This window comes from Actinoplanes sp. NPDC049316 (assembly GCF_040677315.1).
In the GTDB taxonomy this organism is placed as follows: domain Bacteria; phylum Actinomycetota; class Actinomycetes; order Mycobacteriales; family Micromonosporaceae; genus Actinoplanes.
This window is the reverse complement of record NZ_JBFAQM010000006.1, coordinates 213,420-236,007: the sequence shown is the minus strand read 5'-3', so window position 1 is coordinate 236,007 and position 22,588 is coordinate 213,420. Positions and strand designations below refer to the sequence as shown.

Here is a 22,588-nt window from a genome sequence, read left to right as displayed (position 1 = left end):
CCGGGAACGTCGTACGCCTCTGGCAAGCTCGCAGGGTGACCTTCTCGACGCTGGCCGTGGTGATCATCTGTCTGGCGGTGGGGGCCGCGCTGGGGTGGTTCGCCGCGCGGTTGCGTGCCGCCGCGGACATCGCCCGGCTGGAGGCGACCGTGCAGGCTGGAAAGGACGGTGAGGAGCGCCTCGAGCAGTCGCTGCGGGCGCTGTCCTACGAGGCCACCGCCCAGTCGCAGGAGGCGGTCGCGCGGGCCGTCGCGCCCCTGCACGAGATGCTGCGCCGATACGAGCAGCGGGTCGGCGAGCTGGAACGCGACCGCGTCGACGCGTACGCGGAACTGCGCGAGCAGGTGCGCGCGATGGGCCTGGTCTCCGGCGAGCTGCGGACGGAGACCAAACAGCTGGTCGCCGCGCTGCGGGCGCCGCAGGTCCGGGGCCGCTGGGGCGAGCATCAGCTGCGCCGCATCGTCGAGGCGGCCGGCCTGCTGGAGCACTGCGACTTCGCCGAGCAGGTGACGTCCACGACCGACCATCAGGGCGTACGCCCCGACATGGTGGTGCGCCTGCACGGCGGCCGGTCGGTGGTGGTGGACGCGAAGGCGCCGTTCGACGCGTACCTGTCGGCGATGGAGGCCCGCGACGAGCGCACCCGCGACGCGCACCTGGACCAGCACGCGAAGGTCCTGCGCGGGCACGTCGACGCGCTGGCCGGCAAGGCGTACTGGACGGCGTTCGACCAGACCCCCGACTTCGTGGTGCTGTTCGTGCCGGCCGACCCGTTCCTGGACGCGGCGCTGCAGCGCGACGCCGCGCTGATGGAGCACGCGTTCAGCCGCAACGTCGTGCTGGCCACCCCGGCGACGCTGGTGGCGCTGCTGCGCACGGTCGCCTACTCGTGGCGGCAGGAGGCGCTGGCCCGCAACGCGCTCGCGGTGCACGGCCTGGCCCGCGAGCTGTACGGCCGCCTAGCCACCCTCGGCGACCACGTGGGCAAGCTGGGTGCGTCGCTGAGCGGGGCGGTGACGGCGTACAACCGTGCGGTCGGCTCGCTGGAGTCCCGGGTGCTGGTGAGCGCCCGCAAGCTCGCCGAGATGGGCGTGTCCGACGAGGAGCTCGCGGTCCCCGCGCAGGTCGAGCTGACGCCGCGCCAGCCGCAGGCGCCGGAGCTGCTCGACGAGTCGGGCTCCACGTGGGCCAGGTGACACTTCCTCCGTGCAAGCCAGCGCTCAACCTGCGCGTCTCGGAGGAGCGAGGCCGTGAGTTTGGCGGAACCTCCAGAGTGTCGGTCGCGCCAAAGGAGTCTCAATGCGGTCTCGAGACATCCTCCGGGATTTCGTCGGCCGTGAGATTCTGGTCAGGATCTCCGAACAGACGCGCGGTCCGAAGGTCAAGTACGGTCCTGGAGCTCAGTTCCCGACTCAGAAGAAGCGGGCCCGTTGAGCTCTGACGCCGAGCGTCAACGCATCCGCCGGGCCAGCTCGCGGCGCAGCGCGCGCGGGCCCGGCCACACCTGGGTCAGGTCGGCGGTGAAGCCGGGGGAGCCGTCCTCCTCGTCGTGCAACGCCGGCCAGCCGTCGTCGCCCTCCGCGACCGGGTGCACCCGGTCCAGGCCGACCGGCGTCACGTCGAGGACGGTACGCAGGCCGCTGCGGCGTACCACCACGTGATCGATGTCCGGCCAGGCCAGCAGCACCGGGTCGCTGCCCTCGGATGCCAGCTCCAGCCCGCCCGAGGAGGCGCGTACCCAGGTGCGCATCGCCGAGCGGGAGGAGAGCGCGTACCCGCCGGCCACCACCACGCCGATCACCGCGGCCTGCGCGGCCGTCGACCACCAGCTGTCCAGCGGCGCTCCGAGCAGCCATGCCACCAGCGGCGACACCGCCACGTACGCCACGAACAGCACCGCGGACATGACCGTGAACGTCCGCCACGGCGACGACCGGAAGAGCACGGCGTCGTCGGCGGGCGCCTCGACCTCTTCAGGGGGGACCGGCATGTTTCCATGCTGCCGTGTCCGGGCCGCCCTCGCGGAAAGGTTGGCGAAGGAAGCCCGGACCGGCGGGTCAGAACGCGCAGGCGATGACGAGCTCCGGCGTGCGGTCCGGCAGCATGTCGAGCTTGCCGATCCGCCCGGCCGCCCGCAGGTCGCCCTCCACCAGGGCGAGCCGGTCGAGCAGCGCGGCCGGCCCGAGCGCCTCGGCGAGCGGGACCTCGGCCTTCATCGACAGCTTGCGGTCCGACTTGGCCCGGCGGACCTGGCGCAGCGCGTCGCCGGCCAGGTCGAGCAGGGTCGCGTCGCCGTCCGGCGCGACGCGGGTCAGCTCGTACTTGGTGGGCCAGGTCGCGCGGTGCACCGAGCCGTAGCGCCACCACGACCACACCTCCTCCGTCACGTACGGCAGGAACGGCGCGAACAACCGCAGCAGCACCGACAGCCCGGCCGCGAGCGCCGCCCGTGCGGAGTCGGCGCCGGGGCCCTCCCCGTACGCCCGGTCCTTGACCAGCTCGATGTAGTCGTCGCAGAACGTCCAGAAGAACGCCTCGGCCGTGGTGAGCGCGGTCGTGTGGTCGTACGCGTCGAACGCCGCCGTCGCCTCCTCGACCACCGTGGCGAGCCGGGCGAGCATCGCCCGGTCGAGTTCCGCCGTGACCGGCTGCCGCAGCGCGTCCGCGGCGCCCAGCCCGAGCGCGAAGCGCGAGGCGTTGAGCAGCTTGGTCGCGAGCCGCCGCCCCACCTTGATCTGCGCCGGGTCGAACGCGAGGTCGGCGCCCGGGCGTCCGTTCGCGGCCCAGTAGCGCACCGAGTCGGAGCCGTGCTGCACGAGCAGGTCCATCGGCGTGACCACGTTGCCCTTGGACTTGGACATCTTCTTGCGGTCCGGGTCGAGGATCCAGCCGGACTGCACCGTCGTCGACCAGGGCAGCACGCCGTGCTCGAAGTGGGCGCGGACGACGGAGTAGAACAGCCAGGTCCGGATGATCTCCTGGCCCTGCGGGCGCAGGTCCATCGGGAAGACCTTGGCGAACAACTCGTCGTCGGTGCCCCAGCCGCCGACGATCTGCGGGGTGAGCGACGAGGTGGCCCAGGTGTCCATGACGTCCGGGTCCGCGGTGAAGCCACCGGGGACGTCGCGCTGGGACTCGTCGAAACCGGGCGGACACTCCGAGGATGGGTCGACCGGCAACGCCGAAACGTCCGGTATGAGAAGCTGTCCGTGGTCCGGCTCGCCAGCGTCGTCGAGCCGGTACCACACGGGGACCGGCACCCCGAAGAAACGCTGCCGGCTGATCAGCCAGTCACCGGTGAGCCCGGCCACCCAGTGCTCGTAGCGGTGCCGCATGTGCGCCGGAAGCCAGCGCAGCTGCCGCCCGCGCTCCTGCAGCTCGTCGCGCAGCTGCTCGTCACGCCCGCCGTTGCGGATGAACCACTGCCGGCTCGTGACGATCTCCAGCGGCGAGTCGCCCCGCTCGTAGAACTTGACCGGGTGGGTGATCGGCCGCGGCTCGCCCAGCAGGTCGCCGGTCTCGCCGAGCAGCCGCACGACCTCCCGCCGGGCCGCGTTGGCGGTCAGGCCGGCGAACTGCGCGTACGCCGCCGCGGGCACGCCGTCGGGCCGGTCCGGCAGGAACCGGCCGTCGCGCCCCAGCACCACCCGGGTCGGCAGGTCCAGGTCGCGCCACCAGATGACGTCGGTCAGGTCGCCGAAGGTGCAGACCATGGCGATGCCCGTACCCTTGTCCGGCTCGGCCAGGGGGTGCGCATGCACCGGGACCTCGACGTCGAACAGCGGGGTGCGCACGGTCTTGCCGACCAGCGGATGCTCGGGGTACGTGACCAGCGCGACGCAGGCCGGCAGCAGCTCCGGCCGGGTCGTGTCGACCTCGACCGGCCCGTCCGGGCCGTGGAAGCGCAGCCGGTGGTACGCACCCGCCCGCTCCCGGTCCTCGATCTCGGCCTGCGCGACCGCCGTCCGGAAGCCGACGTCCCACAGGGTCGGCGCCTCCGACGTGTACGCCTCCCCGCGCGCGAGGTTGTCGAGGAACGCCCGCTGCGACACCGCCTGCGCCCTGGGCCCGATCGTCGTGTACGTCATCGCCCAGTCGACGGACAGCCCGAGCCGCCGCCACAACGCCTCGAACGCCTTCTCGTCCTCGACGGTCAGCCGGCTGCACAGCTCGACGAAGTTGCGCCGCGACACCGCCACCGCTGGCTTCGGCGGAGCCTCCGGCGGCTGCCACTGCGGGTCGTACGGCAGCGACGGGTCGCAGTAGACCCCGTACACGTTCTGGACCCGGCGCTCGGTGGGCAGCCCGTTGTCGTCCCACCCCATCGGATAGAAGACGGTCTTGCCGCGCATCCGCTGGAACCGCGCGACGGTGTCGGTGTGCGTGTACGAGAAGACGTGCCCCATGTGCAGCTCGCCCGATACGGTCGGCGGAGGCGTGTCGATCGCGTATACGTCGGCCCGCTCCTTCGAGCGGTCGAACGCATACGTGCCCTCCTCCTGCCAGCGGCGCGCCCACTTCTCCTCGAGCCCGTCCAGGGACGGCTTCTCGGGCAGACCGGCGCGCGCGGTCCTTCCCGTATCAGTCATGGGCACAGGGTAGAGGTGCGGCGTGGGCGGGGCCACGCACTTCGCCGGTGCCGGCCCTCGCATCGATCGCTGTTGACACTTTCCTGAAAGAAATCTTCACCCGCCGGATGAAGCGGACGTTCGTCAAGGCCGAGACCGCTACCGGCACGGTGTGGGACCGCCGGTACGAGCACGACGCGGCCGGCAACATCCTGAATCTGCTGGACGTGCCCCAGACGGGCGCCGGCGAGAAGCAGTGCTTCTCCTACGACAAGCCGATGCCGTTTCTGTCGCGTCTACAGTGCGTTGGACGCTTAGGGTGACAGGAGGTGGCGGTGGAGACCTCTCCGGAGTCTGGGAACAGGCTGGTGCTGGATGTCGTCCAGGCGGCGCTCGGGCTCATCTCACCGGGGATTCGCGCTGTCTCGGTGGAACGGAAGGCCGATCGGATCAACCTGTACGTCGTCGTGCGTGAGCGTAATGCTGAGGTGGACGAGGACATCGACGATCTGGTGTTCGAGCTGGAAGCTCTTCAAGATGGCCCGATCGCGATAGAGCCATCGGTCTTCGTGGGCACGCCGAACGCGGGCTGGCCGGGAAGCGCCGCCCGTCGTGTCTACCTGGCGAAGGACGCTCATGACTGAGACGGTGGCCGCTCATGAAGTTGGTGAAAGTGTCTTCAACGGACGGCCCGTGGGCTTCTCAGCTGCTGGATCCTCAGCCGTACCTGAACAAGCTCCCCGAGTTGGAGGCGCACCTCCCGGAAGGCGCGAGGTCATTCGCGACTGACGTTGATCATTACGACTTCGCGAGTGCCCGGTGCGTCAAGGATCTCAGGTTCGCCGGCATGTCCATCGGCGAGGCCGGGCACGGTCGGTTGGCGGTCGAGATTCGTTTCGCTCCCAACCGGTTCAAGCATGCCGCCGGTTTGGTTCTCACGTACGACGATGTCGTCGGGCTCGACGTCGGCGCCGGTCCACGTGGGGAGAAACGGATGTGGCCGGATACGCCCAGGCTCGGCGACGTTCAGCTCGACGAGATAATGCCGCACGAGCGTGGGTGTACTCACGAGGTAAAACTCACGGGCGGCTCGATAGTGGTCACGGCCGGCGACCTGCATGCGGAATGGGGGACGGCCGGGGCGGCGAAGTTCGCCGAGCGGTGATAGACAACCGACGTGCAGAACGCTGTGGAGTTCCCTGATCTGCTGCGGCTGATCGACGAGCGAGCGACCGCCTTCGGCGCCCTGATCGCCGGCGCGCCTGATCTCGACGCGCCGGTGCCCACCTGCCCGGGCTGGACGCTGTTCGACCTGGTTCAGCACCTGGGCGCGGGTCGCCGCAAGTGGGCCGCCATCGTCGTCGGGGGGATGCCTGGACCCGCGGCCGAGGCGCCGCGCGAGCGTGCCGCTCTGCTCGCGTAGTTCACTGCTTCGACGCAGGAGCTGCTGGGCGCGCTGCGTGAGGCCGGCCCGGACCGCGGCTGCTGGACGTGGTGGTCCGACTCGCAGTCGCCGGAGACCTCCGGCGCCGCCGCCCGCCACCAGCTCCAGGAGATCGCGGTGCACACGTACGATGCGCAGCTCGCCCTCGGTGCGCCGGAGCCGCTGCCGGACGAGGTCGCGCTCGACGGTGCCGAGGAGTTCCAGCTCACCTGCTGTTCCACGACGGTCGCGTGGCCGCACGAGCCCGCGACCGTGGACTACCACGCCACCGAGGGACTCTCCGTGCGTCTCTGGTTGTCCGCCGACGGCGCGCGGGTCGCCCGGCTGGGGGCGGCGGACGGGGAGCCCGACGCCTCTCTCCGGGGCACGGCCAGCGATCTGGTCCTGGTCTTCTACGGCCGCATCCCACCGGAGACCCTGGAATTCAAGGGCGACCCGCGCATCTTCGACCAGCTCGCCGCCTGGGACCCGAGCGCCTAGGACGGGTCGTGGCGCTCGTGCGCGAGCAGCCACGTCTTGACCCCGAGACCCCACCGGTAGCCGCGCAGCGTCCCGTCCGTACCCAGCACCCGGTGGCACGGCACGAACAGCGCCACCGCGTTCCGCGCGCACGCCGTCGCCGCCGCACGAACTGCTGACGGGCGGCCGGCCAATTCCGCGAAGCCCGTGTACGTCACCGGCGCGCCCGGCTTGATCTCTCGCATGACCTGCCAGGCGTGCGCCATGAACGGGCCCGTCGTGTGCTGCTCGACCACCACCCCGTCAATCGCGGTCAGGTCACCGTCCAGATAGGACAGCACCGCGGCCCCGACCGGTCCGGGTGACGCTGCGGGCCGCGTCTCCTCCCGCAGATCCTTGTGTACGAGGGAAAGCAACGAACCGACATCAGTGGTGAAGCCGGCCGCTCGCACCGCGCCCGCGTCGCTGACGACGTAGGTGAACGGGCCGGCCGGGGTGTCGAGCGTGTGGTGGTGCATCATGCGGACCTCCAGAGTCGCATCAGGGCGTACGAGCGCCAGGGCCGCCAGCGTTCGGCGTGCGCCTCCAGCGCCTTGGGGGTGTGCGGCAGGCCGAGCGCTCGTGCGCCGCGCTGGACCGCCACGTCGGTGGGCAGGAGGACGTCGGGGTCGCCGACGGCGCGCATGGCCACGTATCCCGCGGTCCAGGCGCCGATGCCGGGCAGCTCGCGCAGGCGGGCGACGGCCTCCTCCCGGTCGGCGCCGGGCTCGAGGTCGAGCTTGCCGTCGGCCACCGCCTCGGCCAGCGCGCGGATGCTCGCCCGGCGCGCCGCCGGCATCCGGAACGCCTCGTCCGGCAGCTCCGCCACGGCCTCGGCGGTGGGGAAGCCGCGCAGCTCACCCGGTTGCACGGGACCCAGCATGCGGCCCAGGGTGGTGCGGGCGCCGGCGACCGAGACCTGCTGGCCGACGATCGCCCGGACCGCCATCTCGAAGCCGTCCACCGCGCGCGGGACCCGTACCCCGGGGTCGGCGGTGATCTGCGCGCTCAGCGCGGGATCGGCACTCAGCGTGCCGTCGACGGCGACCGGATCCGCGTCCAGGTCGAACAGCCGCCGGCAGCGGGCCACCGCGGGCGCCAGGTCCCGCACGTCGGCGAGCCGCAGCGTCGCCGACACGAAGCGGTCGGCCGGGGTCAGCGCGACGGTCGCGCTGCCGTGCGGCAGATTCAACCCCCGGCGGTACGTCGTCCCGTCGCACTCCTCGACGCCGGGCAAGGTGCGCGCGGCGAGGAATTCCAGCAGCGCCCCGGCGTGCAGCGGTGCCCGGTACGCGAGCCGCAACGAGATCGCGCCGGCCTCCGGTTCCCGCCCGGTACGGCGTACCCGAAGCTCGCCGGGTGAACGCGCGTACACCTCCTGGATCGTGTCGTTGAACTGCCGCACGCTGCCGAACCCGGCGGCGAACGCGATCTCGGCGAAGCCGAGGGAGGTGGTCTCGATGAGGATCCGCGCGGTCTGCGCGCGCTGCGCCCGGGCCAGCGCCAGCGGACCGGCGCCGAGCTCGGCGGTGAGCATGCGGTGCAGGTGCCGCTCGGTGTAGCCGAGGCGGCTCGCGAGCCCCGGCACGCCCTCCCGGTCGACCACCCCGTCGCCGATGAGCCGCATGGCCCGCCCGACGACGTCGGCTCGCACGTCCCATTCGGGGGAGCCCGGCGCGGCGTCGGGGCGGCAGCGGCGGCAGGCCCGGTATCCGGCCCGCTGAGCGGCCGCGGCGCTGGGGTGGAACGTGACGTTCTCCCGCTTGGGGGTGAGCGCCGGGCAGGACGGCCGGCAGTAGATGCCGGTGGTGCGTACGGCCGTGTAGAACCAGCCGTCGAAGCGCTGGTCACGGCTGTCGACGGCCCGGTAGCACCGCTCGAAGTCCAGTTCCATGGGCTCGAGTCTGCTCCCCGGCACGGGCCGTTGGCTGGCGGGATTCGGACATCACCGTACGGCGTCTATGCTGCCGCGATGAAACTCTCGATCGGTGCCCGCCCGGCGGCGAAAGCGTTCGGGGTCGTGTTCGGCCTCGTCTTCGCCGCGGCCGGCGCGGCGTTCGCGCTGCTGCCGCTCGTGTTCGACGGCTGGCTGCAGCGCGCGTTCGGCTCGGACGAGAGCTGCCCGAGCCCCGACGAGATCGCCGGCATCCCGCCGGACCTGCTCCCGCCCGAGGTGCGCGAATGCGTGTCCGGCGGCGCGTGGCTCTCGTTCGAGGACGGGCTCGGCCCGCTGCGCCTGCTCGGCCTCATCGGCGTGCCGGTGGTCCTGCTCGGCGGCTACCTGGCGCTCAAGTCCCTGCGTACGGCGGGATGGCTGGACGGCACGTCGGTGTCGATCCGCGGCGCGCTGCGCACGAAGACCGTGGACCTGTCCCGGGCCGAGATCTCCGCGATGCCCGGCCACCAGCGCGACCGTACGTTCGTACCGCCGTCGCTGACCGCCCGCGACCGCGACTCCGGCGCGACGGTGACCATCCCGCTGCACGGCATCGGCAGCGGCCAGCTGCCGTCTTCGCAGTTGCGGGCGCTTGCCCAAGCGATGACGGCCAGCCCGGAGGTGGCCGCCCAGCTCCGGGTGATGGCCGACAACCCGCTGGGGCTGCCCGGGACGTCCATCGACCGGCCGTAGACTGGTCTGTCGTGAGCCTTACCATCGGGATCGTCGGCCTGCCCAACGTCGGCAAGAGCACCCTGTTCAACGCCCTGACCAAGAACGACGTGCTCGCCGCGAACTACCCGTTCGCGACGATCGAGCCCAACGTCGGCGTGGTCGGGCTGCCCGACGAGCGGCTGACCAAGCTGGCCGAGGTGTACGCCAGCGAGAAGATCATCCCGGCCCCCGTCTCGTTCGTCGACATCGCCGGCCTGGTCCGCGGCGCCTCGAAGGGCCAGGGCCGCGGCAACGCGTTCCTCGCGAACATCCGCGACGCCTCGGCCATCTGCCAGGTCGTCCGCGCCTTCTCCGACCCGAACGTCCTGCACGTCGACGGCAAGGTCTCCCCGGCCGACGATATCGAGACGATCAACACCGAGCTCGTCCTGGCCGACCTGCAGACGATCGAGAAGGCCCTGCCCCGCCTGCAGAAGGAAGCCAAGCTCAAGAAGGACCGCGCCCCGGCGGTCGCCGCGGCCGAGGCGGCGTTCAAGCTCCTCAACGACGGCACCACGCTGTACGCGGGCGCCAAGGCGGCGGGCATCGACCTGGACCAGCTCGCCGAGCTGCACCTGCTGACCGTCAAGCCCTTCCTGTACGTGTTCAACGTCGACGAGGCGGAGCTCGGAAACGCCGCGTTCCTCGACGAGATGCGCGCGCTGGTCGCCCCGGCCGAGGCCATCTTCATGGACGCGAAGATCGAGTCGGAGCTGATCGACCTCCCCGAGGACGAGGCGATGGAGCTGCTCGAGTCCACCGGGCAGACCGAGCCGGGCCTCAACCAGCTCATCCGGGTCGGCTTCAACACGCTGGGGCTGCAGACGTACCTGACGGCCGGCCCCAAGGAAGCCCGCGCCTGGGTCATCCCGGTCGGCGCAACCGCCCCGGAGGCGGCGGGCGTCATCCACTCGGACTTCCAGCGCGGCTTCATCAAGGCCGAGATCGTGAGCTACGAGGACCTGATGGCGGCGGGCTCGATGGCGGCGGCCAAGGCGGCGGGCAAGGTCCGCATGGAAGGCAAGGACTACATCATGAAGGACGGCGACGTGGTGGAGTTCCGCTTCAACGTGTAGTGACGCTGCGGCTGATGGTGATCCCGGCTCAGCTCTTGCGGCCGGGCACCAGGCCATTCAGATCAAGCGAGATCTCGAACGGTGTCGTGGTGTGCAGCTCGTTTCGATGGATTGCGGTCGGCACATACGACCGGGTGGGCCCGTCGAGTTCGTAGGCGTGGACCACAGGTGATCCGTTCTCTTCCTCGATGCGCCAGTAGTTGGCGATGCCGGCTTCCGCGTATTTGCGCAGCTTGACCGTACGGTCGCGGTGGGCTGATTCCGGGGAGACCACCTCAACGACCAGAAGAGTTTCCTCGGGCGTGTAGAAGGTTCGTGACGGATCGTAGGCGGCTGCCGCCGCCAGGAGGTCGGGCTCGGGACGGTTCCATCTGTCGAGTCGGATCGTGATCTCGCGGTCGACCTCGACCCCTGGCGGTGCCTGCTCCGTCAGACTGTTCACCAGCGCGGTCACCATTCGTGCGTGCCAGACCCGCTGGGGAGACATCATGAAGACGAGGGCTCCATCTATCAGTTCGGTATGGCGGGGTGCTTCGGCGAGCTTGTCAAGATCGTCGGCGTACCACCCCTCGGGGCGGGGCGGCCGCATCCACTCGGGCACCGCAGTCATGCCGTCACGGTAGCACTCGGTGACCGTCCCGCCCGCCGTGCAGAAATGCCCTCATGGCTCAGCGGCGTGGCTGGACCGGTCGGCACGGACCGCGTGGAAGCCCCGGACCAGGTGTGGTAATACCATGGTATGGTCGCGGCATGGCGAGGACGAAGAAGGTCACGATCACGCTGCCGGTGGAGCTGCTGGAAAGCATGAAGACGCACACCGACAACGTCTCCGGCTACCTCACCGAGCTGGCCGAGCGTGCCGAGCGGCGCCGCCTGCTGCGCGACGAGCTGGACCGCTATCAGGAGGAGTCCGGCGCGTTCACTGACGAGGAAATGGCTGAAGCCCGAACCCTCCTGCACGGGACCGAGGGGACGGATCGCGCGGCGTGAGCCTCGAGTCGCTGGTGCTCGATTCGCAAGGGTTCTCGGGGTGGATCAGCCAGGACCGCAAGGTGATGCGGCTCCTGGAGCTGGGGGAACGCGACGGGGCCGACATCGCCATGTCGGCTGCCACGATCATCGAGGTCTCCCACGCCGGCGTGGACATGGCGCGGCTGAGCTGGCTGCTGTCCCGGATCCGCGTGGAGGCGGTGACGAAGGAGACCGCTCGCCGTAGTGCGGGGCTGTTGAAGGCGGCGGGCCTGCACGGGCACAGGTACGCCATCGACGCCATGGTCGCCGAGGTGGCATTACGGCTTCCCGGGCCCGTGGCGGTCCTGACCTCCGATGTCGACGACATGGTCAAGCTGTGCGGGCGGGGAGTCCGGGTCGTCGGCCTGTAGCCCGGATCCGGGCCTGGGCTCCGGCTGGTTGAATGCTCGTCGTGGAGTGGGCATTCGACGCGGAGGTCATCGAGTGGCGCGGGCCGGCGCCGTACTTCTTCGTGGCCATGCCCGAGGCCGACAGTGCCGAGCTCAAGGAAGCGGCCCGATCCCTCATCTACTGGGGGCAGGTGCCGGTGCGGGTCGTCATCGGGGAGGCGGAGTTCCGGACGGCGCTCTTCCCCAGGAATGGCCGCTATCTGGTCCCCCTCAAGGATGCCGTCAGAAAGGCCGAAGGTATCGACGAAGGTGACATCGTCACCGTGGTGCTGCGTCCCGGCCGGGCGGACGAAGACTGAGCGTCTCGATCGCGCTGGGGACCACCGCGCGGCGGCCGACCAGGATGGCCATGACCCCAAGCGCAGTCGTGAAGGCGAACGGTGCCACGAACGGCAGCACCGTGAACAGAGCCCCCGCCGCCGCCAACGACGCGCTTCCGCCCACCGCGTCGGTGATGCTTTTCGCTGCGGTGTTGAAGCCTTCCTCTCCCGGCCGCGAGGTCGCCAGGACCAAGGCGCTGATCCGGGGGTACAGCGTGCCCATGCCGCCGCCCGCGAGGAACCACCCGCCCGCCGCAGCTGCCGGATGGAGGTGGAGGGCCGCCGTCATCAGTTCCGTCGCCGCGCCGGCTGCCAGCAGGATCGTGCCGGCTCGGATGGCTGAGGCCGGGGTGATGCGGTCGCCAAGCCGGGCTTGAACGGCCGAGGCGAGCGCCCAGGCCACCGCCCCGGCGGTCAGAGTGATGCCGGACAGCCAGGTGGGGACGCCGTAGCGGTCGTGCAGCAGGAGAGGCAGATAGACCTCCGTGCCGGCGAAGACGCCGCCGGCGACGGCGCACAGGGCGACCGCCGCCGGGAGGCCGCGGGCGATTCGATACGTGCCTGCCGGTACGAGGTTGCGCAGCGCGACCGCCGCAACAACCACGGTGGCCGGTGCCAGGAGCCAGGCGGCGTCGATCTCGGCGAGGGAGCTGAGCACGATGACGCCGAGTGCCACGACGGTGGCCTCCGCCGCGCGTCGGGCGTCGGCCGCAGGGTCGGGGACGCGGTCCGTGGGGCTGCGGTCGAGGCCGCGCAGCGCCGGCAGCATCAGCGTGGTGGCGACCGCGACCAGGATCAGCACTCCGAGGAAGACCCAGTGCCAGCTCAGCGCGGCTGCGGTGAAGCCCGCGAGGGACGGGCCGATGAGCGAGGGGAGCACCCAGGCGGTCGCGAACGCGCCGAAAATCTTGATGTGCAGCTCCGCCGGGTAGACCAGCGCGATGAGGACGTAGAGCGCCACGGTCTGGCCTCCGCCGCCGAGGCCCTGCAGGAAGCGGCCGGCCACGAAGAGCGGCATCGAGGTGGCGGTGCCGGCCAGGGCCAGGCCCGCGCCGAAGGTCAGGATCGCGCTGAGCAGCGGTACGGCGGGTCCGCGCCGGTCCGCCCAGGCGCCGAAAGTGACCATGCCGACCACGCCGGCCGCCAGGGCCGCCGAGAAGGCGAGCGCGTAGAGGCCGCGTCCGTGCAGGCCGGCCGTCACGTCCGGCATGATCGTGGTGACCGCCAGCGACTCGAAGGCGGCGAGAAAGACGAGGCTCCAGGCTCCGGTGGTGGTCAGGGCGTACGGCCGCCGCAGGATCGCGCTCACCGACGCAACCTAGAACCTCATCCCCGGTTGAGCTCAAGCGCCGGCGTGGCGCTACTTCACGTCGACGTAGTCGGCCGCGCTGGTGACGCCGGTGGAGGTCGTGTCGGCGGCGTACGTCCAGCGGTAGGAGCCGTCCGCCGATGCCGTCACCGTCGTCTTCAGCTTCCCCTTCGAGTCGGTCTTGACGGTCTTCACCGTCTTCCACGTGCTCGTGCGCGCCTTCAGGTACTGCAGCACCACGGACCGGCCCGCGTACGCCTGGAACGTCCAGTTGTCCCAGCTGGCCCGTGTCAGCGTGCCCGTGACGGTCAGCGTCTTGCCTTTCTTGACCGGCTCGGGGGTCGCGTCCGCGGTCAGTTTGGTGGTGCGCTTCACGGCGACCGATCCGGCCGCGTGCCGGTCGGTGAAGGAGGTGCCGTCCGTGGCGTCGGCCCAGGCGGCCAGTTTCCAGGCGCCGGCGCGGGCGTTGCCGGCCGCGTCGGTCTTGACGTTCAGGATGAAGCGGGCCGTGCAGAGAGCCGCGGTGAAGCTGGTCGGGGTGCAGTCGGCGGCGCCGGCGGGGAGCGCGACGGCGTCCGGTGCGTCGTAGGCGCCGTGGTAGAGGTAGGCGTCGCCGCCGCTGATGCCGGACGGGTCGGTGGCCGAGAAGGTCGCCGCGAACGTGGCGGTTCCCGAGGTGCCGAAGGCGAGCGCCGCGCCGCCGTTGACCACGACATTCGAGATCTTCGTGCTTCCCGCGCTCTCGTCGCCGGCGGCGGCCGGGCCGCCGAAAGCCCGGATGACGGTACGGCGGAGGTGGCCGGACCTTTCATTCGTGGCGGATGCGCGCAGGGACACGTAGGCGGCTGAGGAGGGAACGGGCAGCTCGTTGCCGGACAGGGCGGTCCACGTGGCGCCGTCGTCCGTCGAGTATTCGATCCCCGTCACGGTGGTGCTGCCGCCGCCACGGGTCGCGGCGTGCGCGGTGATCTGGACGCGCCCGGTCGTCGCCCGGTTGCGGGAGTCGAGGCCGGTGGCCGTGAACGCCGTGTCGATCAGCGGCAGCGGGCCGTCCTCGGGCGCGGTGAACGTCCACTCGCTCCGTACCTTTGTGGACAGGTGGGACCACGCGACCCGGCGGGTGACCGTCTGGTCGAAGCGGTGGGTGTCGCCGTCCGAGGTGAGGGTGTGGGTCTCGCGGGCGCGCGCGTCGTAGCCCGGGTGACCGGCGGCGTCGGCGTACCCGATGGGCTCGTTCATGCGCAGCTCGCCGCCGACGCGGGCCGACGTTCCGGCGACCGGACCGAACGGTCCGGTGCCGACCGTGGTCCCGGCGCTGGTGCCGGCGGCCAGGGTCCGGTCCGGCAACGTCAGATAGCTCTCGGGCGCGCCGTACGTCAACCGGCGCTGCAGGGCCACGCCGGGCGTGACGTATTCGGTGACCGTGCCGGGCAGCGACACCCGGGACTCCACATAGGAGCCGCTCCAGCCGCCCTTGAGGGCCGAACCGAGCGCGCCGATCGTGCCGACGCCCTGCGCCTGCAGCGTGGTGCCGGTCTTCGCGAGCTTCGCCCTGGTGACGGACACCGTGGGCGTGGCCGGCACGGTCGTCGAGAAGGAGTGGTACAGGTCGTAGCGGGAGCCGCCCGAGCCGGTGAGGAGGTCGTGGATGCGGACCGAGACGCCGGCGACGCTGAACGGGGTGACGTAGTTCTTCGCGGGGCCGCCGCTGGCGAAACCGGCGACGCCGGCGGGCGTGGTGAGCCACACCGCCGAGGTGGATCGCGTGGCGGTGGTGTCGTCGGGGACGATCCGGATCTCCTTGGCGGCCTTCTCGTCGAAGGTCACGGTCAGCCCGGCGTTCGTCACCTTGAACGTCTTGACCAGCAGGTAGTTGCGCTGGCGGAAGTAGCCGTACCGGGCCACGGCGAAGTAGTCACCCGGGGGCAGGCTGACCGTGCCGGTGGTGCTGTCCGCGTCGCCCTGCACCACGCGGTACGTCCACGTCGCGCGGTCCCAGACGTACATGAAGCGGCCGGAGACCTTGGCCGTCGCCGTGATGGACAGCTTGACGGAGTACGTCGCCGCCGCGGCCGCCGGCAGGGGCGCGAGCACCACGAGCAGGGCGAGGATCAGTCCGGATGCGACACTGCGAAGCCGTCTCACCATGGCGGCCACAGTAGAGGGTGGCGGCACCGCGGGCCTCACCCTAAAGGTCACTGCCGCAGGGCTGGGAAGACGGTTGCCGCGATCGCCGCGCCGACGATCGCTCCGGCCAGCACCTGAGCGACCGTGTGGGCGGAGAGGCGTACGCGCGCCCAGCACGCCAGCAGCACGAACGGCACGCTGAGCAGGGCGATCGGGCCGTACACCGCGGTCAGCGTCGCGGCGGTCCCGGCGGCCACCCCGGCGTGGATGGACATCTTCCACCAGTGTGTGACCGCCGTGAAGACCACCAGGCCCGCACCGCCGGCCGCCAGCAGCGCCAGGACGTCGCGCGGCGCGCCGAGCACGATCAGCGCGACGAGCCCCGCCGCCACCGAGCCGATGCCGAACAGCAGCGGGACGAGGCGGTGCTCGCGTTCGGGGATGTGGTGGCTGGTCAGCCTGCCCTGGCGGACGCCGCGGACGACGTACGCGAGGGGAATGCCCGCCGCGAACAGGGCGCCGGGCAGTCCCCACCACCGGGACACGCCGGGGGTGTCCCCGGCGTGCCAGCCGACGATGAGCATGAGCGCCGCCACCAGGACAGCCGGGGCGAACACCTCCGAGGCGATCCGGGCGGCGCGGTCGGCTGTCATCCGGTGATCATCGCAAAGGGTCAGGCGAGCGAGGCCGCCAGCTCCTCGAGCGCGTCCATGGACTCCTGCATGCCGCCTTCCATGCCGGAGTTGACGTGCGCGTCGCGCCCCGCCTTGTCGCGGTGCTCGACGAGCACCTCCATGGCCGTACGCCCGTCCTTCTCGGTGAGGGTCATCGTGACGAGCGCGGCGTTGCCGTCCGGGTCCGGGATGCCCTCGAAGGCCTCGGTGTTGACGAGGCGTACCGGTTCCTCGATCTCGCGGTATTCGCCGTGGAAGGCGACCTCGAAGCCGGGGCCGGCGGTCATCACGTAGCGCCACCTGCCGCCGACCCGCAGGTCGACCTCGACGCTGGTCACGGTGCCCCGCTGCCCCGCCCACCAGCGCTTGATCAGCTCCGGCGTGGTGTACGCCCTCCACACCTGCCGCGCCGGGGCGTTGAACTCGCGGGTGATCAGGATCTGGTTGTCGGCCGGCAGGGTCACCTTCGCCGAGCCCTTAGTCGTCGCCGTCATCGTCGCTCTCCGCCTTCCCAAGGTCGTCCAGTACGTCGTCCATCAGGTCGAACCGCTCGTTCCACAGCTGCTCGTACGCCCGCAGCCAGTCGTGGATGGGTCGCAGCGGACCGGGGTTGAGCCGGTACAGCCGCTGCCGCCCCTCGTCGCGGACGTGCACCAGGTCGACCTCGCGCAGCACGCGCAGGTGCTTGGAGACCTGGGGCTGGGCGAGGTCGAGCAGCTCGACGAGCTCGTTGACCGGCCGTTCGCCGGCCCGCAGGAGGTCGAGGATCTGCCGCCGCCGGGGTTCCGCGACGGCGTTGAACGCGTCCGTGGTGGTCGCCGCTCGTGCCATGGCCTCATCGTATACCCATAAGGGAATACGTCAACCGAGGGCTCAGTCGGCGGTCATCGCAGTCAGGGCGTGCGCGAGGCTCGTCAGATCGAGGTCACCGAGGTGGTCGAAGATGTGCCGCCGGACGCTCGCGAGATGGGCGGGCCAGGCCTCGCGCAGCCGGGTCAGGCCGGCCTCGGTGAGCACGGCGTTGGAGCCGCGGCCGTCGCTCTCGCAGCGGATGCGCTTGAGGTAGCCGTGCGACTCCAGCTTGGCGGCCAGCCGGGTCATTCCGCTCAGTGACATGTCGCATGCCGCGGCGAGCTCGCTCATCCGCATGATGTGGCACTGCGACTCGGAGAGGTGGCGGAGCACCTGATATTCGCTCAGCGACATCCGCTGCTCGCGTTCGAGGTCCGCGTCGAGCAGGCGCGGGAGCACCAGCATCAGCCGGCCCAGCGCGCGCATCACCGCCTCTTCCTCGCTGCTCAGAGGCGGTGGCGCGGGTGTGGCGGACATGACTTTGATCGTACGGCCTTGACACCCGGCCGACGACAAGTATTTGCTTGACGAAGCAAAGGACGGACCTCGACACAGATGGAGCACGCGACCATGCCCAAGATCGGCATCATCCTCGGCAGCACCCGCCCGGGCCGCAACGGCGAGGCCGTCGCGAAGTGGGTGCTCGAGCAGGCGTCCCAGCGCACCGACGCGGAGTTCGAGCTCGTCGACCTGCTCGACTACAAGCTGCCCCACCTGGACGAGGCCATCCCGCCGTCCATGGCGCAGTACACCCAGCCGCACACCCGGCAGTGGGCCGCGAAGATCGCCGAGTTCGACGGCTTCGTGATGGTGACGCCGGAGTACAACCACTCGACCTCGGGCGCGCTGAAGAACGCGATCGACTTCCTGTTCGCGGAGTGGAACAACAAGGCCGTGGGCTTCGTCGGGTACGGCTCGGTCGGCGGCGCCCGGGCCATCGAGTCCCTGCGGCTGATCGCGGGCGAGCTCATGATGGCCGACGTCCGCGCGGCGGTGACCCTGTCGCTGGCCACCGACTTCGTCAACTACAGCCAGTTCACGCCGGGCGCGCACCAGGCCGGCGCGCTGACCGTGATGCTGGACCAGCTGGTGGCGTGGAGCTCGGCGCTCGCGCCGCTGCGCGCTCCGGTCGCCGCCTGATGGCGAGGGGCGCCGCCTGATGGCGAGGGGCGCCGCCTGATGGCGAGGGGCGCCGCCTGATGGCGAGGGGCGCCGCCTGATGGCGAGGGGCGCCGCCTGAGGGCGACGGGCGCCGCCTCATGACGAGGGCCGCCGCCTCATGACGAGGGCCGCCGGGAAGGGGGCTTCCCGGCGGCCCGTTCTCGCGTACGAGCTCAGCAGCCGACCCAGGTGCGGCCGGACTTCTTGCCCCACGTGCACGTGTCGAGCTGCTTGCCCGAGGCGTTACGCAGGTACGCCGTGTCGCCGGTGTTGTTCCAGATGTAGTTGCCGCTGCCCCAGTAGCGGTCCTTGGCGCCGTTCGTGCCCTTGCCGGTGTGCAGCCAGAGCCGCCCGCCGTTGGCCGCGATCGTCACGTTGCCGAACTTGTAGACGTGGTTGGACTTGTCGCGGACCGTGTAGCCGCTGAGGTTCACGGCGCGGCTGCCGCTGTTGACAAGGGAGATCCACTCCGAGTTGAGGCTGGTGTTGCTGCGGGTGTCGGAGCCAGGGGAGTCGTACTGGGCGCCGTGGAACCGCAGCGAGGGGGTGGCCGCCGAGGCGGGGCCACCGGATGCGAGCGAGCCGGCGACGGCCACCACTGCCGCCGCGATGATGCTGACCGATCTGCGCACCGTGCCTCCAGATGTCGTGGGCGTGTCGCAGCATTGTGGAGATGTTTCGCGGCGGCGCCCCGGAGGCGGGCGCAGCGGGTCGGACGGTGTCGCATACCCGTCGGTCCGGCCGCGGTCATCCTTTCGGGTGCGGCAGTGACGCTGGCGTGCGGCGCTTCCGGCCGCACAATGCTCTGGTGCTAAACCAGACATCTAGTGATTCCTGGCAGCATCTACTCGAAATGCCGCGAAAGTCATTCTGGGCCCGGCTGCCGTTCGGCGTCCGGATGACCACGGCCGGCCTCGGGGTGCTCGCGCTGATCGCCGGTACGGCCGGTGGTGTGGTCGCGCTGACCGGGGACGAGCGGGCTGACGCCGTACGCGCGGTCGATCAGGCCGTCGCGGTCGCGCCGCTCGAATCCGCCGCGCCGACCCGAGCGCCGTCGCAGCCGCCGGTCGCCTCCAGCGCGCCTGTACGGGGCCACGCCGAGGCTCCGGCCATCACCGAGGACCGGTCCGCTCCGGGCGAGGCCGACCGTACGGCGACCCGCGCGCCGCGCCGTACGTCCACGGTGGCCGAGACGAACCGTGTGCCCGTCCGCGTCGCCGCCACCGGGACGGTGCCCGTGCCGGTGGTGCGTACGGCCCGGGTGTCGGAGACGCAGACGATCCCGTTCCGCACGATGCTGGTCCGCGATCCCTCCCTGCCGCGCGGCAGCAAGCGGGTGCAGAAGCGGGGCGTGCCCGGGGAGCGGGTGCTGCACTACGAGGTGACGTACACCGGCAGCAAGGAGACCGCGCGGCGGCTGCTCGACTCCACGGTGACGCGCGAGCCGCAGCACCGCGTCATCGCGTTCGGCAACCGCCGGTCGGGCGACCGCCACCACGACAAGGACGGGCGGTGCGGCGACCGCAGCGAATGCGCGCCGCTGGCCCGCAGCGCGATGTGCAGTGACGAGACCAAGGCCGAGGAGGAGGAACTGCTGGACCAGCACCTGGGCCTGCTGAGCTCCGACGACCTGGACGCCCTGGACCTCACGCTGCCCTGCGAGGACGAGGAGTAATCCGCTCGCCCCGGCGGCTCGCACCGCGCAGACTCACGCACCGTGGACACCTTCGAGGACCTGCTCGCCGAGGCCGCCGCCGTACCCGTGGCGGGCTGGGATTTCTCCTGGTTCGCCGGGAGGAGCGTCCGAGCTGGGGTTACGCCCGGCTGATCGGCGAGCGGATGGCCGGGGCGGCCGCCGCGCTCGACCTCCAGACCGGCGGTGGCGAGGTGCTGGCCACGGTGCCGGAGCCCCCGCGGGTGCTGATCGCCGTCGAGGCGTGGCGGCCCAACGTGCCCGTCGCCGCCCGCAACCTGCGCCCGCTCGGCGCCTCGGTGGTCGAGGCCGGGAACTCGCTGCCGTTCCGGGACGCGGTCTTCGACCTGGTGGTCAGCAGGCATCCGGTACGGACCCCGTGGGACGAGGTGGCGCGGGTGCTGCGGCCCGGCGGGACGTTCCTCACGCAGCAGATCGGCGCGGGCACCAACCGGGAACTGTCCGAGGCCATGCTCGGGCCGCTGCCGCCGCCTGAGCCGCAGCACTTCGAACGGCTGGTGGCCGCCGCGGGGTTGTCTCTCGTGGACCTGCGCGCCGAGCGGCTGCGGGTGGAGTTCTTCGACGTCGCCGCGGTGGCCTACTTCCTGCGCAAGGTGGTGTGGACGGTGCCGGGCTTCTCGATCGAACGGTTCCGTCCCCGGCTGCGCGAGGTGCACGATCGGATCGGGCGGGACGGTGTGTTCCGCTCGTACTCCCGGCGGGTGCTCGTCGAGGCGGTCAAGCCGGGCTGAGGGAGGGTGGGGCGCGTGGCGGTCAGCGACGAACGACTCCGGGAGATGGCCGCTCGCCTCGTGGAGGTGCCCGGCGTGACGGCCGTGACGCTCAGCGGCAGCCGGGCCCGCGGCACACACGCTCCCGACTCCGACACCGACGTCGGCCTGTACTACCGCGGCGCGCTCGACCTGGCCGCACTGGGTGCCTTGGCGCGCGAGGTCGCCGGGCCGTCGGCGCGAGTCACCGCGCCCGGCGAGTGGGGGCCGTGGGTCGACGGCGGCGGCTGGCTCACCGTCGACGGCGCTCCCGTGGACTGGATCTACCGCGACCTCGACCGGGTGGCCCGGGCCGTCGCCGACGCGGGGCACGGCCGGTACGCGTTCCACGCCCAGGCCGGGCACCCGCTCGGCGTCCCCGACTTCACGTACGCCGGCGAGGTGGCGCTGAGCGTGGTCCTCGCCGATGCCACCGGTGAGTTCACGGCGCTGCAGGAGCGCACCCGGGTCTATCCCGCGGCACTGCGCGACGCGCTGATCGCAGGTCTGTGGGAGGCCGACTTCCTGACCGGGGTCGCCCGCAAGGCGGTGTCCCGCGGCGACGCCGCGTACGTCGCCGGATGCCTCTTCCGGCTCGTCGGCGTGTGTGCGCACGCGTTGCACGGCGCGGCCGGGCGCTGGCTGGTCAACGAGAAGGGGGCGATCGCCTCGGCGGCCGCCCTGCCCGGCGCTCCGGACCGCTTCCGCCAGCGGGTCGACGCGATGTTCGCCTGCGTGGACGGCGACCCCGCTCACCTCGGCACCGCCCTCGACATGGCCGCCGACCTCGTGCTGGAGACCGCCGACGCGTGCGCCATGATGGCGCGATGACCGCCGACGAACCCACCATCCTCGCGACGAGCGCCGGCTACGAGCGCGGCAAGTACGGCATCTTCGACATGCGCCCCGGCCCGATCCACCACTTCGCGGCGGAGCTGGCGAACGCCGGGGAGGACGCCAAGTTCTGCTTCCTGCACCAGGCCGTCGGCGACCCGGAGAACTGGATCGGCGCGACCTACGCCGCCTTCGCGAAGACGAACTACCGCGCCTCGCACCTGCAGCTGTTCCCGATGCCCAACCACGAGGACATCCGCACGCACCTGCTCGACCAGGACGTCATCTGGGTCAACGGCGGCAGCGTCGCGAACCTCTGCGCGATCTGGCGGGTGCACGGCCTCGACGAGATCCTGTACGAGGCGTGGCAGGCCGGCGTGGTCCTCGGTGGCGTCTCGGCCGGGTCGATCTGCTGGCACGTCGGCGGCAGCACGGACAGCTACGGGCCGGAGTTGCGTGCCTTCACCGACGGGCTGGGCTGGCTGCCGTACAGCAACGGGGTGCACTACGACGGCGAGGAGCAGCGCCGGCCGATGATGCACAAGCTGATCGGCGACGGCACGCTGCCCGACGGGTACGCGACCGACGACGGTGCCGGCCTGGTCTACCGGGGCACCCGGATGGTCGAGGCGGTGGCCGACCGGGAGGGCCCGCTGGCGTACGAGCTGAGGCGGGCAGCGGACGGCTCGGTGACCGAGACGCCGCTGCCCACCCGCGTGCTGAAGTATCAGTGAGGGTTGCGTCTGGGACTAGTCGACGGTGGTTCCGACCCACAGGCTGCCGTTGCTCGGGTGATAACCCATCACGTCGGAACGGGAGTCACCGGCGAATTTGCCGGCCACGAAACTCCAGTCGGCTGCGGGGCTGACGGTGGCGTATTGCGTGAACGAAAATGCGGATCCTGTGTTGGCGCCGACCCATAGGCTGCCGTTGCTGGGGTGGTAGCCGACGACGTCGGCGCGATAGTCGCCCGCGAAGTTCCCGGCTGCGAAGCTCCAGCCGGATGCCGGGCTCACTGTGCCATAGCGGGTGAACGAGAACGCGGATCCCGTGTTGGCGCCGACCCACAGGCTGCCGTTGCTGGGGTGGTAGCCCACGACGTCGGCGCGATAGTCGCCCGCGAAGTTCCCGGCTGCGAAGCTCCAGCCGGATGCCGGGCTCACTGTGCCATAGCGGGTGAACGAGAACGCG

At 71.2% G+C, this 22,588-nt stretch carries 28 protein-coding genes and 1 pseudogene; 16 read left to right on the top strand and 13 right to left on the bottom strand.

The window, feature by feature from the left end:
* Positions 1–35 precede the first annotated feature (35 nt).
* Positions 36–1,196: a DNA recombination protein RmuC gene (locus AB0K03_RS12330; protein ID WP_364683529.1), complete on the top strand. Its 1,161-nt coding sequence runs from the start codon at positions 36–38 to the stop codon at positions 1,194–1,196.
* A 254-nt stretch (positions 1,197–1,450) separates the two neighbouring features.
* Here AB0K03_RS12330 and AB0K03_RS12325 read toward each other — a convergent pair whose 3' ends face one another.
* Positions 1,451–1,990 (bottom strand): hypothetical protein, encoded by a 540-nt coding sequence (locus AB0K03_RS12325; protein ID WP_364683527.1) that lies wholly within the window; start codon positions 1,988–1,990, stop codon positions 1,451–1,453.
* Positions 1,991–2,057: 67 nt separating this feature from the next.
* Positions 2,058–4,589 (bottom strand): valine--tRNA ligase, encoded by a 2,532-nt coding sequence (valS, locus tag AB0K03_RS12320; RefSeq protein WP_364683525.1) that lies wholly within the window; start codon positions 4,587–4,589, stop codon positions 2,058–2,060.
* Between the two features lie 47 nt (positions 4,590–4,636).
* Here valS and AB0K03_RS12315 point away from each other — a divergent pair, with 47 nt between their 5' ends.
* The 5 genes and pseudogenes from AB0K03_RS12315 to AB0K03_RS12295 all read left to right on the top strand — a co-directional run bounded on the left by AB0K03_RS12315 (position 4,637) and on the right by AB0K03_RS12295 (position 6,492).
* Complete coding sequence (locus AB0K03_RS12315) at positions 4,637–4,891, top strand: hypothetical protein (RefSeq protein WP_364683523.1); 255 nt, start codon at positions 4,637–4,639, stop codon at positions 4,889–4,891.
* 6 nt (positions 4,892–4,897) lie between these two features.
* The gene (locus tag AB0K03_RS12310) at positions 4,898–5,212 is read left to right on the top strand and encodes a hypothetical protein (protein WP_364683521.1); all 315 of its coding nucleotides are present in this window, start codon (positions 4,898–4,900) and stop codon (positions 5,210–5,212) included.
* A 14-nt stretch (positions 5,213–5,226) separates the two neighbouring features.
* Positions 5,227–5,733: a hypothetical protein gene (locus tag AB0K03_RS12305; RefSeq protein WP_364683519.1), complete on the top strand. Its 507-nt coding sequence runs from the start codon at positions 5,227–5,229 to the stop codon at positions 5,731–5,733.
* A gap of 12 nt (positions 5,734–5,745) precedes the next feature.
* Positions 5,746–6,138: pseudogene (locus AB0K03_RS12300) on the top strand (maleylpyruvate isomerase N-terminal domain-containing protein); the annotation flags it as partial.
* Entirely contained in the window at positions 6,130–6,492 is a 363-nt protein-coding gene (locus AB0K03_RS12295) for a hypothetical protein (protein WP_364683738.1), read from the top strand. The pseudogene AB0K03_RS12300 and the gene AB0K03_RS12295, both read left to right, overlap by 9 nt.
* On the opposite strand, the gene AB0K03_RS12290 is transcribed toward AB0K03_RS12295, so the two are convergent.
* Both AB0K03_RS12290 and AB0K03_RS12285 read right to left on the bottom strand, forming a co-directional pair.
* The gene (locus AB0K03_RS12290) at positions 6,489–6,992 is read right to left on the bottom strand and encodes a methylated-DNA--[protein]-cysteine S-methyltransferase (protein ID WP_364683517.1); all 504 of its coding nucleotides are present in this window, start codon (positions 6,990–6,992) and stop codon (positions 6,489–6,491) included. The two genes, AB0K03_RS12295 and AB0K03_RS12290, sit on opposite strands and share 4 nt — an antisense overlap.
* The gene (locus tag AB0K03_RS12285) at positions 6,989–8,404 is read right to left on the bottom strand and encodes an AlkA N-terminal domain-containing protein (protein ID WP_364683515.1); all 1,416 of its coding nucleotides are present in this window, start codon (positions 8,402–8,404) and stop codon (positions 6,989–6,991) included. Before AB0K03_RS12285 ends, AB0K03_RS12290 begins: the two co-directional genes overlap by 4 nt.
* A gap of 78 nt (positions 8,405–8,482) precedes the next feature.
* Between AB0K03_RS12285 and AB0K03_RS12280 the strand changes: the two genes are divergently transcribed.
* Entirely contained in the window at positions 8,483–9,139 is a 657-nt protein-coding gene (locus AB0K03_RS12280) for a hypothetical protein (protein WP_364683513.1), read from the top strand.
* A gap of 11 nt (positions 9,140–9,150) precedes the next feature.
* Positions 9,151–10,236, top strand: a complete 1,086-nt coding sequence (gene ychF, locus AB0K03_RS12275; RefSeq protein ID WP_364683511.1) for a redox-regulated ATPase YchF — start codon at positions 9,151–9,153, stop codon at positions 10,234–10,236.
* A gap of 28 nt (positions 10,237–10,264) precedes the next feature.
* On the opposite strand, the gene AB0K03_RS12270 is transcribed toward ychF, so the two are convergent.
* Entirely contained in the window at positions 10,265–10,846 is a 582-nt protein-coding gene (locus tag AB0K03_RS12270; protein ID WP_364683509.1) for a Uma2 family endonuclease, read from the bottom strand.
* A gap of 140 nt (positions 10,847–10,986) precedes the next feature.
* On the opposite strand from AB0K03_RS12270, the gene AB0K03_RS12265 reads away from it, so the two are divergent.
* The 3 genes from AB0K03_RS12265 to AB0K03_RS12255 are packed head-to-tail and all read left to right on the top strand — an operon-like array spanning position 10,987 to position 11,956.
* Positions 10,987–11,226 (top strand): hypothetical protein, encoded by a 240-nt coding sequence (locus AB0K03_RS12265; protein ID WP_364683507.1) that lies wholly within the window; start codon positions 10,987–10,989, stop codon positions 11,224–11,226.
* The gene (locus tag AB0K03_RS12260) at positions 11,223–11,618 is read left to right on the top strand and encodes a PIN domain-containing protein (protein WP_364683505.1); all 396 of its coding nucleotides are present in this window, start codon (positions 11,223–11,225) and stop codon (positions 11,616–11,618) included. Before AB0K03_RS12265 ends, AB0K03_RS12260 begins: the two co-directional genes overlap by 4 nt.
* A 41-nt stretch (positions 11,619–11,659) precedes the next feature.
* Complete coding sequence (locus tag AB0K03_RS12255) at positions 11,660–11,956, top strand: DUF1905 domain-containing protein (RefSeq protein ID WP_364683503.1); 297 nt, start codon at positions 11,660–11,662, stop codon at positions 11,954–11,956.
* Here AB0K03_RS12255 and AB0K03_RS12250 read toward each other — a convergent pair.
* The 6 genes from AB0K03_RS12250 to AB0K03_RS12225 are packed head-to-tail and all read right to left on the bottom strand — an operon-like array spanning position 11,916 to position 17,416.
* The gene (locus AB0K03_RS12250) at positions 11,916–13,286 is read right to left on the bottom strand and encodes an MFS transporter (protein WP_364683501.1); all 1,371 of its coding nucleotides are present in this window, start codon (positions 13,284–13,286) and stop codon (positions 11,916–11,918) included. The genes AB0K03_RS12255 and AB0K03_RS12250 overlap by 41 nt on opposite strands.
* Before the next feature lie 51 nt (positions 13,287–13,337).
* Complete coding sequence (locus AB0K03_RS12245; RefSeq protein WP_364683499.1) at positions 13,338–15,434, bottom strand: hypothetical protein; 2,097 nt, start codon at positions 15,432–15,434, stop codon at positions 13,338–13,340.
* Positions 15,435–15,481: 47 nt separating this feature from the next.
* Positions 15,482–16,066, bottom strand: a complete 585-nt coding sequence (locus AB0K03_RS12240; protein ID WP_364683497.1) for a phosphoesterase PA-phosphatase — start codon at positions 16,064–16,066, stop codon at positions 15,482–15,484.
* Positions 16,067–16,086: 20 nt separating this feature from the next.
* Complete coding sequence (locus tag AB0K03_RS12235; RefSeq protein WP_364683495.1) at positions 16,087–16,581, bottom strand: SRPBCC family protein; 495 nt, start codon at positions 16,579–16,581, stop codon at positions 16,087–16,089.
* Positions 16,565–16,918 carry a metalloregulator ArsR/SmtB family transcription factor gene (locus AB0K03_RS12230; RefSeq protein WP_364683493.1) on the bottom strand — a complete coding sequence of 118 codons (354 nt, stop codon included), beginning with the start codon at positions 16,916–16,918 and terminating at the stop codon, positions 16,565–16,567. Before AB0K03_RS12230 ends, AB0K03_RS12235 begins: the two co-directional genes overlap by 17 nt.
* Positions 16,919–16,960: 42 nt before the next feature.
* Positions 16,961–17,416: a MarR family winged helix-turn-helix transcriptional regulator gene (locus tag AB0K03_RS12225; RefSeq protein ID WP_364683491.1), complete on the bottom strand. Its 456-nt coding sequence runs from the start codon at positions 17,414–17,416 to the stop codon at positions 16,961–16,963.
* 93 nt (positions 17,417–17,509) lie between these two features.
* Here AB0K03_RS12225 and AB0K03_RS12220 point away from each other — a divergent pair, with 93 nt between their 5' ends.
* Positions 17,510–18,079, top strand: a complete 570-nt coding sequence (locus AB0K03_RS12220; RefSeq protein WP_364683489.1) for an NAD(P)H-dependent oxidoreductase — start codon at positions 17,510–17,512, stop codon at positions 18,077–18,079.
* Positions 18,080–18,273: 194 nt separating this feature from the next.
* Here the strand turns inward: AB0K03_RS12220 and AB0K03_RS12215 are convergent, their stop codons facing one another.
* On the bottom strand, positions 18,274–18,732 hold the full coding sequence (locus AB0K03_RS12215; RefSeq protein WP_364683487.1) for a lamin tail domain-containing protein: 459 nt from the start codon (positions 18,730–18,732) through the stop codon (positions 18,274–18,276).
* Between the two features lie 221 nt (positions 18,733–18,953).
* Between AB0K03_RS12215 and AB0K03_RS12210 the strand changes: the two genes are divergently transcribed.
* The 4 genes from AB0K03_RS12210 to AB0K03_RS12195 all read left to right on the top strand — a co-directional run bounded on the left by AB0K03_RS12210 (position 18,954) and on the right by AB0K03_RS12195 (position 22,131).
* Positions 18,954–19,775 carry a G5 domain-containing protein gene (locus tag AB0K03_RS12210; protein WP_364683485.1) on the top strand — a complete coding sequence of 274 codons (822 nt, stop codon included), beginning with the start codon at positions 18,954–18,956 and terminating at the stop codon, positions 19,773–19,775.
* Positions 19,776–19,939: 164 nt separating this feature from the next.
* A complete protein-coding gene (locus AB0K03_RS12205) occupies positions 19,940–20,545 on the top strand; it encodes a class I SAM-dependent methyltransferase (protein WP_364683483.1) in 606 nt (201 codons plus the stop codon).
* Positions 20,546–20,560: 15 nt separating this feature from the next.
* On the top strand, positions 20,561–21,394 hold the full coding sequence (locus tag AB0K03_RS12200) for a nucleotidyltransferase domain-containing protein (protein ID WP_364683481.1): 834 nt from the start codon (positions 20,561–20,563) through the stop codon (positions 21,392–21,394).
* A complete protein-coding gene (locus AB0K03_RS12195) occupies positions 21,391–22,131 on the top strand; it encodes a peptidase E (RefSeq protein WP_364683479.1) in 741 nt (246 codons plus the stop codon). Before AB0K03_RS12200 ends, AB0K03_RS12195 begins: the two co-directional genes overlap by 4 nt.
* Before the next feature lie 15 nt (positions 22,132–22,146).
* Here the strand turns inward: AB0K03_RS12195 and AB0K03_RS12190 are convergent.
* On the bottom strand, positions 22,147–22,588 hold a 442-nt coding region (locus tag AB0K03_RS12190; RefSeq protein WP_364683477.1), incomplete at its 5' end, for a hypothetical protein.

What these genes read in the sequence shown, in the direction of transcription:
- AB0K03_RS12325 (WP_364683527.1), bottom strand. Translation starts at nt 1,990, where the DNA reads ATGCCGGTCCCCCCTGAAGAGGTCGAGGCGCCCGCCGACGACGCCGTG.
- valS (WP_364683525.1), bottom strand. Translation starts at nt 4,589, where the DNA reads ATGACTGATACGGGAAGGACCGCGCGCGCCGGTCTGCCCGAGAAGCCG.
- AB0K03_RS12305 (WP_364683519.1), top strand. Translation starts at nt 5,227, where the DNA reads ATGAAGTTGGTGAAAGTGTCTTCAACGGACGGCCCGTGGGCTTCTCAG.
- AB0K03_RS12290 (WP_364683517.1), bottom strand. Translation starts at nt 6,992, where the DNA reads ATGATGCACCACCACACGCTCGACACCCCGGCCGGCCCGTTCACCTAC.
- AB0K03_RS12285 (WP_364683515.1), bottom strand. Translation starts at nt 8,404, where the DNA reads ATGGAACTGGACTTCGAGCGGTGCTACCGGGCCGTCGACAGCCGTGAC.
- AB0K03_RS12280 (WP_364683513.1), top strand. Translation starts at nt 8,483, where the DNA reads ATGAAACTCTCGATCGGTGCCCGCCCGGCGGCGAAAGCGTTCGGGGTC.
- AB0K03_RS12270 (WP_364683509.1), bottom strand. Translation starts at nt 10,846, where the DNA reads ATGACTGCGGTGCCCGAGTGGATGCGGCCGCCCCGCCCCGAGGGGTGG.
- AB0K03_RS12265 (WP_364683507.1), top strand. Translation starts at nt 10,987, where the DNA reads ATGGCGAGGACGAAGAAGGTCACGATCACGCTGCCGGTGGAGCTGCTG.
- AB0K03_RS12245 (WP_364683499.1), bottom strand. Translation starts at nt 15,434, where the DNA reads ATGGTGAGACGGCTTCGCAGTGTCGCATCCGGACTGATCCTCGCCCTG.
- AB0K03_RS12240 (WP_364683497.1), bottom strand. Translation starts at nt 16,066, where the DNA reads ATGACAGCCGACCGCGCCGCCCGGATCGCCTCGGAGGTGTTCGCCCCG.
- AB0K03_RS12235 (WP_364683495.1), bottom strand. Translation starts at nt 16,581, where the DNA reads ATGACGGCGACGACTAAGGGCTCGGCGAAGGTGACCCTGCCGGCCGAC.
- AB0K03_RS12230 (WP_364683493.1), bottom strand. Translation starts at nt 16,918, where the DNA reads ATGGCACGAGCGGCGACCACCACGGACGCGTTCAACGCCGTCGCGGAA.
- AB0K03_RS12225 (WP_364683491.1), bottom strand. Translation starts at nt 17,416, where the DNA reads ATGTCCGCCACACCCGCGCCACCGCCTCTGAGCAGCGAGGAAGAGGCG.
- AB0K03_RS12220 (WP_364683489.1), top strand. Translation starts at nt 17,510, where the DNA reads ATGCCCAAGATCGGCATCATCCTCGGCAGCACCCGCCCGGGCCGCAAC.
- AB0K03_RS12210 (WP_364683485.1), top strand. Translation starts at nt 18,954, where the DNA reads ATGCCGCGAAAGTCATTCTGGGCCCGGCTGCCGTTCGGCGTCCGGATG.
- AB0K03_RS12205 (WP_364683483.1), top strand. Translation starts at nt 19,940, where the DNA reads ATGGCCGGGGCGGCCGCCGCGCTCGACCTCCAGACCGGCGGTGGCGAG.
- AB0K03_RS12195 (WP_364683479.1), top strand. Translation starts at nt 21,391, where the DNA reads ATGACCGCCGACGAACCCACCATCCTCGCGACGAGCGCCGGCTACGAG.